The organism is Limimaricola pyoseonensis, assembly GCF_900102015.1.
In the GTDB taxonomy this organism is placed as follows: Bacteria; Pseudomonadota; Alphaproteobacteria; order Rhodobacterales; family Rhodobacteraceae; genus Limimaricola; species Limimaricola pyoseonensis.
This window is the reverse complement of record NZ_FNAT01000005.1, coordinates 232,585-244,501: the sequence shown is the minus strand read 5'-3', so window position 1 is coordinate 244,501 and position 11,917 is coordinate 232,585. Positions and strand designations below refer to the sequence as shown.

The following is an 11,917-nucleotide window of genomic DNA, read 5'->3' as shown; positions in this document are numbered from 1 at the left end:
ACCGACTGCGCTATCGGCGGCTGAAGACGGAAGACAGCGGGGGCGTTCTGATCGACATACCCATCCATCCTGAACTCCAAGCGGTTATCGACGCTTGCCCCGATCAGGCCTTCACCTTCCTGGAAACCGCAGGCGGAAAAAGTCGGTCTCCAAACGGTCTGGGCAACAAGATGCGGAAATGGTGCGACGAAGCGGGTCTGCCTAAATGCACTTCGCACGGTCTACGGCGCGCGATCGCCAGGCGCCTGGCAGAGGCCGGGGCGCCACCGCACGAAATCATGGCCGTCACCGGCCACCGCACCCTTGCAGAGGTGATGCGCTATACTCAGGACGTAAACCGACCCGCTCTGGCCACTGATGCCATCACAAGGCTAAGGTAGAACATAAATTGAACGACGCTATGGCGAACCTTACAAATAGGTTCGCCAGAATGAAGCATAAGCCACTGAAAAGGAATAGAAAATGGTGTGTATGGCGGAGACGAAGGGATTCGAACCCTCGAGACGGTTTCCCGCCTGCACCCTTAGCAGGGGTGTGCCTTCGACCACTCGGCCACGTCTCCGCCGGTGTGTCTATGCAAGCGCGGGAGGGGAAACAAGGGCTTTCTTGGCGTGAAGCACGAAGAGCGTGCGATGGGCCGGTCGCACCAGCCCTGCCGGCCGCCCGGGCCGCGCGCCGTCGCCGGGGTTGGTCTTGCGCCGGAACGCCGGAAAGGCGGGACCGGGTACGTGGTCCCGCGACGGGTTCGACCCCTTCGGCGGGCTGGGTCGCGGCATCGGCGCGTCGGTCGCCTGCCTGACTTACGTTGCCCATGGATGGCGCCGGGGCTAGGGTCAGGACGAGGGCTGCAGAAGGATGATGCCATGGCACGGCCGACCATTCACGACGTGGCCCGCCGGGCCGGGGTCAGCCTCTCGACGGTCGACCGGGTGCTCAATGGCCGGGCCGGAGTGCGGGCGGCGACGCGCGAGCGGGTGGAGACGGTGATGCGCGACATCGGCTTCGTGCGCGACCTCGCGGCGGCCAACCTGTCGAAGCGCCGCCGCTACCGGTTCCTGTTCCTGCTGCCGCGCGGCGACAACGCGTTCCTGCGCGGGCTGGAGGCGGCGCTGCGGGCCGAGTGCCCCGGCGCGCTCGCGCAGCGCATGGAGATCGCCTGCGAAACGGTGCCGCCGCTCGACCCCGACGCGCTGGCGCGGCGGCTCGACGCGGTCGAGCCGGGGGTCGACGGCGTGGCGCTGGTCGCGACCGAGGGGGCGGCGCTGCGCGAGGCGGTGCGCCGGGCCGCGACGCGCGGCCTCGCCGTGGTGACGCTGGTCTCCGACCTGCCGGGAACGGCGCGGGCGGGCTTCGTGGGCATCGACAACGTGGCGGCCGGGCGCTGCGCGGCGGGGCTGCTCGGCCGGTTCTGCCGGGGGCGCAGCGGGCCGGTGGCGCTGCTGGCCGGTGCTATGGTGCTGCGCGACCATGCGGAGCGGCGGCTCGGCTTCGAGCAGGTGATGCAGGCCGAGTTCCCGTGCCTCGAAGTGCTGCCGCCGCTCGAGGGCCGCGACGAGGACGGGCGGGTGGAGCGCCTCGCCCGCGATCTGCTCGATCGTCACCCGCGTCTTGCCGGGATCTACAGCCTCGGGGCGGGCAACCAGGGGCTGATCCGGGCGCTGGAAGGCCGGGCCGATCCGCCCTGCGTCGTCGCGCACGAGCTTGCCGACCACACCCGCGAGGCGCTGATCTCGGGGCGGATCGACGCGGTGCTGCACCAGGATCCGGGCGCCGAGATCCGCGCCGCCATCGCCATGCTGCGGGCGCAGGCGGATGGCGAGGCGATGCCGGCGCCGCGGATCGGGATCGAGGTCTTCCTGCGCGACAACCTGCCCTGAGCCGGGGCGTGCGCTTCTCGCAAGAGCATTTCTGATGTACGTTAGTCAGAAATGCGGATTCGTCCGGTGGACGCACCCGCGCAGCGCCGCCGCGCGCGGCAGGGGAGGGCCGACAGATGAGCGACTTTTTCAAGGATATTCCCGAGATCCGCTTCGCGGGGCCGGACAGCGATTCGGAGTTCGCGTACCGCCACTACGACCCGGACGAGACGGTCCTGGGAAAGCGGCTGGAGGACCAGCTGCGCTTTGCCGTGGCCTACTGGCACAGCTTTGCCTGGGAGGGCGGCGATCCGTTCGGCGGGGCGACCTTCGAGCGGCCCTGGTTCGGTAACGGCATGGCGCAAGCGAAGCTGAAGGCCGACACCGCCTTCGAGATGTTCCGCATCCTCGGCCAGCCCTATTTCTGCTTCCACGACGCCGATGTGCGGCCCGAGGGCGAGAGCTTCGCCGAGAACACCCGCGCGCTGCGCGAGATCACCGACCACTTCCAGAAGAAGATGGAGGAGACCGGCACCAGGCTGCTCTGGGGTACGGCCAACCTCTTCTCGCACCGCCGCTACATGGCGGGCGCGGCGACCAACCCCGACCCGGACGTCTATGCCTTCGCCGCGGCGACGGTGAAGAGCTGCATCGACGCCACCCACCAGCTGGGCGGCGAGAACTACGTGCTCTGGGGCGGGCGCGAGGGCTACGAGACGCTGCTCAACACCGACATGGGGCGCGAGCGGCAGCAGGCCGGCCGCTTCCTGTGCCAGGCGGTGGAGTATGCCCGCAAGATCGGCTTCGAGGGCACCATCCTGATCGAGCCCAAGCCGCAGGAGCCGACCAAGCACCAGTACGACTACGACGTCGCCACGGTCTACGGCTTCCTCAAGGATTTCGGGCTGGAGCGCGAGGTGAAGGTCAACATCGAGCAGGGCCACGCGATCCTCGCCGGGCACAGCTTCGAGCACGAGATCGCGCTGGCGCGCGAGCTGGGGATCTTCGGTTCGATCGACATGAACCGCAACGACTACCAGTCGGGCTGGGACACCGACCAGTTCCCCAGCAGCGTGCCCGAGGTGGCGCTGGCCTATTACGAGATCCTGAAGGCCGGCGGCTTCACCACCGGCGGCACCAATTTCGACGCCAAGCTGCGGCGCCAGTCGCTCGACCCCGAGGACCTGATCCTCGCCCATGCCGGCGCGATGGATGTCTGCGCGGCGGGTTTCAAGGCGGCGGCGCGGATGTGGGAGGACGGCCGGCTCGAGGCGGCGCGCGAGGCGCGCTACGCGGGCTGGGACACGCCGCAGGCCAAGGCGATGCTCGACGGCGACCTCGAGGCCATCGCGGCCCGGGTCGAGGCCGAGGGCATCGCGCCCGCGCCGCGCTCCGGGCGGCAGGAGCGGCTCGAGAACCTCGTGAACCGCTACCTCTGAGACGGGCCGCGCGGGCAGGGGCCGCCCCGCCCGCGCCACCGGTGTCATGCGGATGCTGCATGGCGGCATTGACTGGCTTTTCCGGGCCCATGGGGCCATTTGCAGGGCACGGGCGATGAGGCCCGCGATGACCCGACAAGAGCCGACAATGACCCAGACCGTCCGCTACACCCAACCGACCCAAGCCGAGCTTGACACCATCATGGCCGAGGCGCGCCAGCTGCGTTCCGACATGATCGCCGCCGCCTTCCGCGGCCTCGGCGTCCGCATCCGCGGCCTGTTCGCCGCCGGCAAGCCGGCCCACGCCTGATCGCAGGCGCGACCGGCGCCGAGCGCCGGATCGAATGCAAGCGGGGGCCGCGAGAGCGGCCCCCTTGCCGTTTCCGGGGTCAGGCCAGCGCGGCGCGCGCCGTCTCGACCCGCTCGCGCGTCTCGCGCGCGGCCTTCTCCTTCACCGGCCCGAAGCCGCGGATCTCCATCGGCGCGGCGAGGATCTCGCGCGATGCCTCCAGCCGGTCCGGACCGGCCTTGGCGCAGTCTGCCATCAGCCCCTCGAACCAGCCGATCAGCTCGCGCTCCATCCGCCGCTCGGCGGTGTAGCCGAACGGGTCGAGCGCGGTGCCGCGCAGCCGCTTCATCCGCGCCAGCGCCTTGAAGCCCGGCCTGATCCACGGCCCGAAGGCGCGCTTGCGCGGCCGGCCGCGGTTGTCCTTGCCGAGCGGCAGCAGCGGCGGGGCAAGGTGGTGCTTGACGGTGAAGTCGCCCTCGAACTCGGCCTTGAGCCTGTCGTCGAAGCCGGTCTCGGTGTGCAGTCGTGCCACCTCGTACTCGTCCTTGTAGGACATCAGCTTGAACAGCGACTTGGCGGCGAGGCGGGTCAGCTCCTCGGCCTCCGCCTCGGGCAGATCGAGGCTCTGGCAGAAGGCCGAGAGCCGGTCGCGGTAGCGCTGGGCCCAGGCCTCGTCCTGGTAGTCGGCGAGGAAGGCCGCGCGACGTTCGATCAGCCGCTCCAGCGTGTCCTCGGGCGCGGGCGCCCGGCCCAGCGCCGGCTCCAGCACCTCGGGCCGCGCCGCCATCAGCCGGCCATAGGCCAGCGCCGTGCGGTTCTTCTCGATCGCGACGCCGTTCAGCTCGACCGCCTGCTCCAGCGCGGCGAGGCTGACCGGCACGAGGCCGCTCTGCCAGGCATGGCCCAGCATCATCACGTTGGAGAAGACGCTGTCGCCCAGAAGCGTCTCTGCCACGGCGTTGGCGTCGAAGGCGTCGAGCTTCTCGGCCCCGACCGCCTGCGCGATCGCCGCCTCGCGCGCGTCGACCTTCAGGTCGGCGTCGCGGTGCAGCACCAGATCGCCCGTCGGCATCTCGGCGCGGTTCAGCACGACGCGGGTGCCCTTCCGGTAGCAGACGCTGGCCTTGGGCGAGGAGGAGGCGACGATGTCGCAGGCGATCACCGCGTCGGCCGTGCCCGCCTCGATCCGCACCTGGTGGATCTCGTCGGGGGTGCGGGCGAGGCGGATATAGCTCAGCACGGTGCCGAACTTCTGCGCGAAGCCGGTGAAGTCGAGCACGCTCGACCCCTTGCCCTCAAGATGCGCGGCCATGGTGATCAGCGCGCCCACCGTGACGACGCCGGTGCCGCCGACGCCCGAGACCAGAAGCTCGTAGGGCTTCGACAGGCTCGGCAGTTCTGGCAGCGGCAGCTCGCGCGCCAATGCCTGCGCGTCGAGACCGGCGCCCTCGCGCTTCTTGCGGGTCGCGCCCTCGACGGTGACGAAGCTCGGGCAGAAGCCCTCGAGGCAGGAGAAGTCCTTGTTGCAGCTCGACAGGTTGATCTTGCGCTTGCGGCCGAACTCGGTCTCCTTCGGCTCGACCGAGAGGCAGTTCGAGGCGACCGAGCAGTCGCCGCAGCCCTCGCAGACCAGCTCGTTGATATAGGCGAAGCGCTTGGGGTCCTCCATCGTGCCGCGCTTGCGGCGGCGCCGCTTCTCGGTGGCGCAGGTCTGTTCGTAGATCAGCACCGTGACGCCGGGGATCTCGCGCAGCTCGCGCTGGATGCGGTCGAGCTCGCGGCGGTGGTCGATGGTGGTGCCCTTCGGGAAGTCGGCGTGTTCGAACTTCAGCGGGTCGTCCGAGACCAGCGCGATGCGTTCGACCCCCTCGGCGCGGCAGGATTGGGCGATGGCCTGCACGCTGACCGGCCCGTCGACCGGCTGGCCGCCGGTCATGGCGACGGCGTCGTTGTAGAGGATCTTGTAGGTGATGTTGGTCTTCGCCGCGACGGCCTGCCGGATGGCGAGGCTGCCCGAGTGATACCAGGTGCCTTCGCCGAGGTTCTGGAAGATGTGGCGGTTGCCGTTGAACTTCGAGGTCACGGCCCATGGCACGCCTTCGCCGCCCATCTGCGCGTAGCCCAGCGTCTCGCGCTCCATCCACGACGCCATGACGTGGCAGCCGATGCCGGAATTGGCCTGGCTGCCCTCGGGCAGCTTGGTCGAGGTGTTGTGCGGGCAGCCCGAGCAGAAATAGGGGGTGCGGGTCGCGCCGGGAATGGTCAGCACCGGCGGCGGCGTTTCGGTCAGCGCGCGCGCCTTGGCCGGGAAGCCCTCCTCGGGGAAGAGCTTGTCGAGGCGCTGGGCCAGCGCGGGCAGCAGCACCTTGGGCGACAGCTCGCCGGTCCAGGGCAGCAGCGCGTCGCCCGGCCCGTCGAACTTGCCGACCATGCGCTCGGGCTTGTGGCCGGGCCAGTCGTAGAAATACTCCTTGAGCTGGCTCTCGATGATGCCGCGCTTCTCCTCGACGACGAAGACCTCCTGCTTTTCCTGCACGAAGTCGAGCGCCGCCTTGCGCGCCAGCGGCCAGACCATGCCGACCTTGTAGATGTCGATGCCGAGCCGGCGGCAGGCCTCCTCGTCGAGGCCCAGAAGCCGCAGCGCCTCCATCAGGTCGAGATGGCCCTTGCCGGTGGTGACGATGCCGAAGCGCGCATCCTCGATGCCGTAGATCGCGTGATCGATCGGGTTGGCCTCGGCGAAGGCCTGCACGGCGGCGAGCTTGTGCTGCATCCGCGCCTCGATCTCGGGCGAGGGCAGGTCGCGCAGGCGCACATGCAGCCCGCCCTGCGGCGCGGTGTAGTCGGGCTGCACGAAGTGGCGGTCGGGGCGCAGATCGACCGACTGGCCGCTCTCGACCGTCTCGGAGATTGCCTTGAAGCCGACCCATGTGCCCGAGAAGCGCGACAGCGCGAAGCCCCATTCACCGAAGGGGAGGTATTCGGCGACCGAGGCCGGGTTCAGCACCGGCATGAACCACGCCATGAAGGCGACGTCGGACTGGTGCGACATCGAGGACGACACGCAGCCATGGTCGTCGCCCGCCACCACCAGCACGCCGCCCTTGGCCGAGGAGCCATAGGCGTTGCCGTGCTTGAGCGCATCGCCCGAGCGGTCGACGCCGGGGCCCTTGCCGTACCACATCGAGAACACGCCCTCGACCTCGCGGCGCGGGTCGAGCGCGACCTGCTGGGCGCCGAGCACGGCGGTGGCGCCGAGATCCTCGTTCACCGCCGGCAGGAACTCGATGCGGTGGTCCTTGAGCTGCTTCTCGCCGCGCCACATCTCCATGTCGAGCGCGCCCAAGGGCGAGCCGCGATAGCCCGAGACGAAGCCGGCGGTGTTCAGCCCCGCCTTGCGGTCGCGCCGCGCCTGGTCGAGCATCACCCGCACCAGAGCCTGCGTGCCGGTCAGGAAGACCCGGCCCTCGGTCCGCTCGTAGCGGTCCGAAAGCTTGTAGCTACGGAAACTGTGCGACTGGTCTGTCATGGCGGAGCCCTCCCTCGACTCTGGCTGGGGCCAGCATGGACCCCGCCGGCTGGATATTGCTTTCAGTTTCGCGCGATTGGCGGTAGTTTGCGGAATGCCGTTTCAGGCTGCTGCCCGTTTCCGGAATGCTATGGTCACGACCCTCGATCCCGCCGACATCCGCATCCTGACCGCGTTGCAGGAGGACGGCCGCCTCTCTAATGCCGATCTGGCCGAGCGCGTCGGCATGTCGGCCTCGTCCTGCTGGCGGCGGATGCGGGCGCTGGAGGAGGCGGGCGCGATCGAGCGGCCGGGCGTGCGGCTCAACCCCGAGGCCTGCGGGCTGGGCTTCCAGGCGATCGTGCATGTCAGCCTCGTGCGCCACGAGATGCGGCCCGTCGAGGATTTCATCCGCGCGGTGCAGGCGCGGCCCGAGGTGCAGGAATGCTACGCCACGACCGGGCAGGCGGACTACCACCTGCGGGTGCTGTGCCGCGACCTCGCGGCCTACAACGCGTTTCTCGAGCAGTTCCTGTTCCGCCAGCCGGCGGTGGCCAGCGCCCAGACCAACATGGTGCTGCGCGCCGTCAAGACGCGCAGCAAGCTGCCGCTCTAGGGCTTCGGCGTGGCGAGGTATTTCGGGTCGTAGGCCGGGGCCTCGATCCGCTTCCGCCCCTCCTCGGCGCGGGGCAGGGGGTCGCAGGCCACGAGCTTCTCGCCCGCTTCCGCCGCGAGGCGGGTGTAGATCGCGGTGCCCTGGCTCTTCCAGGCGACCTCGTCCTCGGTCAGTTCGCGGATGACCTTGGCGGGCATGCCCACGACCATGGAACGCGGCGGGATCTGCATGCCGGCCTTCACGAAGGCCAGTGCGGCGACGATGCTCTCGGCCCCGATCACCACGTCGTCCATGATCACCGCGTTCATGCCGACCATGGCGTTCTCGCCCACCCGGCAGCCATGCAGCACCGCGCCGTGGCCGACATGGCCGCGTTCCTCGATCACCACGTCCTTGTTGGGGAAGGCGTGCATGACGCAGGTTTCCTGCAGGTTGGCGTTGGCGCCGACGACCACGCGACCGAAATCGCCGCGCAGGATCGCGCCGGGGCCGACATAGGCGCCGGGGCCGACATGGGTGTCGCCGATCAGTACCGCTTCGGGGTGGACGAAGGCCGTCTCGTCCACCACCGGCACGACGCCATCATAGGCGTAGACCTTGGCCATCAGAGATCGCGCGGCTGCTTGGCGACCAGCGTCAGCACGTCGTACTGCGCCACCACCTCGGCATCGTCGCGCAGCACGGTGCAGTCCCAGCGGACCTCGCCGTAATCGTCGGTCTCGCGCGGGTTGATCTGCTTGGCGGTGAGCTGGACGCGCAAGGAGTCGCCTGCGTTCACCGGGGTCATGAAGCGCAGATTGTCGACGCCGTAATTGGCCAGCACCGGCCCCTCGTCGGGCTGCACGAAGAGCCCGGCGGCGAAGGAGACGATCAGGTAGCCATGCGCGACGCGGCCCTCGAAGAACGGGTTCCGCTTGGCGGCCTCCTCGTCCATGTGGGCGTAGAAGGTGTCGCCGGTGAAGTTGGCGAAATGCTCGATGTCCTCAAGCGTGACCTTGCGGGCCTCGGTGACGACGGTGTCGCCGATCTCCAGCTCGGCCAGCGACTTGCGGAAGGGGTGGACGTCCGTTTCGCGACGGCTCGCGCCCGGCATCCACTGGCCGATCACCGCCGTCAGCTGGTCGGGCGTGCCCTGCAGCGCGGTGCGCTGCATGAAGTGCTTGACCGCGCGCATGCCGCCCAGCTCCTCGCCGCCGCCCGCGCGGCCGGGGCCGCCATGCACCATCTGCGGCAGGGGCGAGCCGTGGCCGGTCGAAGTCTTGGCCGAGAGGCGGTTGCCGAACAGCACCCGGCCATGCAGCTTGGCGATGCCGCGGCCCAAGGTCTTGGCGACCTCGGTGTCGTCGGTGAAGACCGAGGCCACGAGCGAGCCCGCGCCGCGGTTGGCGATGGCGATGGCGTCCTCGAGCGTGTCGTAAGGCATCAAGGTGCAGACCGGGCCGAAGGCCTCGATCTCGTGCGGCGCCTTGGCGGTGAGCGGCTCGTCGCAGACCAGCACGCAGGGCGACACGAAGGCGCCTTTCTCCGGCACAGGCCCCGGTGCGATGGCGACGCGCGCCTCGGCGCCGATTGCCTCGACCGCCTTCCGCACTTCCTCGACCTGGTCGGTCGAGGCCAGCGCGCCCATGCGGGTGGCCGCGTCGCCGGGATGGCCGATCACGGTCTTCTCGATCCGGGCGCGCAGCGCCTCGACGGCCGGCTCGACCAGCGCGCGCGGCAGGATGGCGCGGCGGATGGCGGTACATTTCTGGCCCGCCTTGGCTGTCATCTCGCGATGCACTTCCTTGACGAAAAGCTCGAATTCCGGGCTATCGGGCGTGGCATCTTGACCGAGGATGCAGGCGTTCAGGCTGTCCGCCTCGGCTGTGAAGCGCACCGCGTTCTCGATGATCGCGGGCGTGTTGCGCAGCTTGCGCGCGGTCGCGGCCGAGCCGGTGAAGGTCACCACGTCCTGGCAGGTCACGCGGTCCAGCAGGTCGCCGGTGCGGCCGCAGATCAGCTGCAGCGCGCCCTCGGGCAGCTCGCCGGTCTCGAGGATCAGCCGCACGCAGGCCTCGGTCAGATAGGCGGTCTGGCTGGCGGGCTTCACGATGGCGGGCATCCCCGCGAGCCAGGTGGGGGCGAGCTTTTCCAGCATGCCCCAGACCGGGAAATTGAAGGCGTTGATGTGGATCGCTACGCCCTCGAGCGGCATCAGCACGTGCTGGCCGATGAAGCTGCCGTCGCGCGACAGGATCTCCGGCGTGCCGTCGGGGATCACATGGGCGTTGGGCAGCTCGCGCCGGCCCTTCGAGGCGTAGGAGAGCATCGTGCCGATGCCGCCCTCGATGTCGATCCAGCCGTCGGAGCGGGTGGCGCCGGTGGCGGTGGAGATCGCGTAGAGCTCTTCCTTGCGCTCCATCAGCGCGAGGCCGATGCGCTTCATCATCATGGCGCGCTGATGCGTCGTCATCTCGCGCAGGGCGGGGCCGCCCACCTCGCGGCCGTGGCGCAGCATCTCGCCCATGTCGAGGCCGGTGGCATCGACACGGGCGACCGGGTCGCCGGTCGCGGCGTCGGCGACGACCTGGCCCTCGCCGGTGCCGGCCTGCCAGCGGCCCGCGACGTAGCTTTCAAGGCGGCGCGGCTCGGTGGGGATGGCGTCCAGCATGTCTCAGTGTCCTTCGTATTCGATGACGATCTCGTCCGAGAGCGGCAGGCACTGGCAGGTCAGCACCAGCCCGTCCGCCACCTCGTGATCCTCGAGAGCGTAGTTCTGCATCATTTCCACCTCGCCCGACTTCACCCGGCCGATGCAGGTCGAGCAGACCCCGGCCTTGCAGGAGTAGGGCGCGTCGATGTCGTGCTCGCGCGCGGCATCGAGCACCGACTGGCCGGCGCGCGGCATGCGGAACGAGCGCGACACGCCGTCGAGGATGACGGTGGCTCGCACCATCTCGCCGCTCTCGCGCGCGGCCTCTGCGGCGGCCCGCATTTTGGCGCGGCCCGGCTGGGCGGCGCCGAACAGCTCGAACTTGATGCGGTCCTTCGGCATGCCTGCCGCCTCGAGCGCGGAGGCCACGTCCTTCATCATCGCCTCGGGGCCGCAGATGAAGGCCATCTCGGCCTCGGGGCTGACCCAGGGGCCGAACAGCGCGTGGCACTTCTCGGCGTCGATCCGGCCCGAGAACAGCTCGATCTCCTGCGCCTCGCCCGAGAAGACATGCACGATGTTCAGCCGGTCGAGATAGCGGTCCTTGAGGTCGCCCAGCTCGGACTTGAACATCACCGACGACAGCTGCCGGTTGCCGTAGACCAGCGTGAAGCGCGCCTGCTTCGATCCCTGCAGGATGCTCTTGGCGATCGACAGGACCGGCGTGATGCCCGATCCGGCGGCGAAGCCCAGATAGTGCTTCTCGCCGGCCTCCTCGGGGGCGTGGAAGCGGCCCTGCGGCGGCAGCGCGTCGAGCGTGTCGCCGACCTTCAGCTCGTGCTTGGCAAAGCTCGAGAAGGCGCCGCCATCGACCTTCTTGATGCCGACGCGCAGCCCCTCCTCGGGCGTGGCGCAGATCGAGTAGGAGCGGCGCAGCTCCTCGCCGTCGAAGTCGCGGCGGAAGGTCAGGTACTGGCCCGGGCGGAAGCGGAACTTCTCGCAATCGCCCTTGGCGGGCGCGAGCGAGACCACCACGGCGTCGCGGGTGTCGTGGTCGATGCCGGTGACGGTCAGCGGAAAGAACTCTTGCATCAGATCGCCTTGAAATAGTCGAAGGGCTCGCGGCAGTCGCGGCAGCGGAACTGCGCCTTGCAGGGGGTGGAGCCGCGGCCCGCCAGCATCTCGGTGTTCTCCGAGCCGCAGATCGGGCAGGCGGCGGACTGGGCCGAGAGCATCCCGGCGCAGTTGGCCGCGTTCAGCTGCGGCGGCGCGATGCCGTAGTCGAGCAGCTTCTGCCGCCCCTCCTTCGTGATCCAGTCGGTCGACCAGGGCGGCGACATCTTGCGGCGCACCTCGACCTTCTCGACCCCGTGCTCGCGCAGCGCCGTCTCGATGTCGAGCGCGATCACCAGCGTCGCGGGGCAGCCGGCATAGGTGGGCGTGACGTCCACCACCAGCGTGTCGTCCTCCCAGGCCACGTCGCGGACGATGCCGAGATCGACCACCGAGATCGCCGGGATCTCGGGGTCGGGCACCTCGCCCAACCAGTCGCGCACGGTGTCGGTGTCGGGCCGCAT

General features: G+C 69.5%; 10 protein-coding genes and 1 tRNA gene. 5 read left to right on the top strand and 6 right to left on the bottom strand.

Annotated elements, in window-relative coordinates:
- The coding region (locus BLT43_RS12960) for a tyrosine-type recombinase/integrase (RefSeq protein WP_165612611.1) at positions 1 to 380 on the top strand (380 nt) is incomplete at its 5' end.
- A gap of 92 nt (positions 381 to 472) precedes the next feature.
- Here the strand turns inward: BLT43_RS12960 and BLT43_RS12955 are convergent.
- A tRNA-Ser gene (locus tag BLT43_RS12955) sits at positions 473 to 562 on the bottom strand.
- 301 nt (positions 563 to 863) lie between these two features.
- Here BLT43_RS12955 and BLT43_RS12950 point away from each other — a divergent pair.
- The 3 genes from BLT43_RS12950 to BLT43_RS19155 all read left to right on the top strand — a co-directional run bounded on the left by BLT43_RS12950 (position 864) and on the right by BLT43_RS19155 (position 3,605).
- The gene (locus BLT43_RS12950) at positions 864 to 1,877 is read left to right on the top strand and encodes a LacI family DNA-binding transcriptional regulator (protein ID WP_090113479.1); all 1,014 of its coding nucleotides are present in this window, start codon (positions 864 to 866) and stop codon (positions 1,875 to 1,877) included.
- 116 nt (positions 1,878 to 1,993) lie between these two features.
- A complete protein-coding gene (gene xylA, locus BLT43_RS12945; protein ID WP_090113477.1) occupies positions 1,994 to 3,295 on the top strand; it encodes a xylose isomerase in 1,302 nt (433 codons plus the stop codon).
- A 148-nt stretch (positions 3,296 to 3,443) separates the two neighbouring features.
- Complete coding sequence (locus tag BLT43_RS19155; RefSeq protein ID WP_165612610.1) at positions 3,444 to 3,605, top strand: RSP_7527 family protein; 162 nt, start codon at positions 3,444 to 3,446, stop codon at positions 3,603 to 3,605.
- A 79-nt stretch (positions 3,606 to 3,684) separates the two neighbouring features.
- On the opposite strand, the gene BLT43_RS12940 is transcribed toward BLT43_RS19155, so the two are convergent.
- Complete coding sequence (locus tag BLT43_RS12940; RefSeq protein WP_090113476.1) at positions 3,685 to 7,113, bottom strand: indolepyruvate ferredoxin oxidoreductase family protein; 3,429 nt, start codon at positions 7,111 to 7,113, stop codon at positions 3,685 to 3,687.
- A 130-nt stretch (positions 7,114 to 7,243) separates the two neighbouring features.
- On the opposite strand from BLT43_RS12940, the gene BLT43_RS12935 reads away from it, so the two are divergent.
- Positions 7,244 to 7,708, top strand: coding sequence for an Lrp/AsnC family transcriptional regulator (locus BLT43_RS12935; RefSeq protein WP_090113474.1), 465 nt, complete (start codon positions 7,244 to 7,246; stop codon positions 7,706 to 7,708).
- Here the strand turns inward: BLT43_RS12935 and BLT43_RS12930 are convergent.
- The 4 genes from BLT43_RS12930 to paaD are packed head-to-tail and all read right to left on the bottom strand — an operon-like array spanning position 7,705 to position 11,917.
- On the bottom strand, positions 7,705 to 8,313 hold the full coding sequence (locus tag BLT43_RS12930) for an acyltransferase (RefSeq protein ID WP_090113472.1): 609 nt from the start codon (positions 8,311 to 8,313) through the stop codon (positions 7,705 to 7,707). The two genes, BLT43_RS12935 and BLT43_RS12930, sit on opposite strands and share 4 nt — an antisense overlap.
- A complete protein-coding gene (paaZ, locus tag BLT43_RS12925; protein WP_090113471.1) occupies positions 8,313 to 10,358 on the bottom strand; it encodes a phenylacetic acid degradation bifunctional protein PaaZ in 2,046 nt (681 codons plus the stop codon). The genes BLT43_RS12930 and paaZ overlap by 1 nt, the downstream gene beginning before the upstream one ends.
- Positions 10,359 to 10,361: 3 nt before the next feature.
- Positions 10,362 to 11,432 carry a 2Fe-2S iron-sulfur cluster-binding protein gene (locus BLT43_RS12920; RefSeq protein ID WP_090113469.1) on the bottom strand — a complete coding sequence of 357 codons (1,071 nt, stop codon included), beginning with the start codon at positions 11,430 to 11,432 and terminating at the stop codon, positions 10,362 to 10,364.
- On the bottom strand, positions 11,432 to 11,917 hold the full coding sequence (paaD, locus tag BLT43_RS12915) for a 1,2-phenylacetyl-CoA epoxidase subunit PaaD (protein WP_165612609.1): 486 nt from the start codon (positions 11,915 to 11,917) through the stop codon (positions 11,432 to 11,434). The genes BLT43_RS12920 and paaD overlap by 1 nt, the downstream gene beginning before the upstream one ends.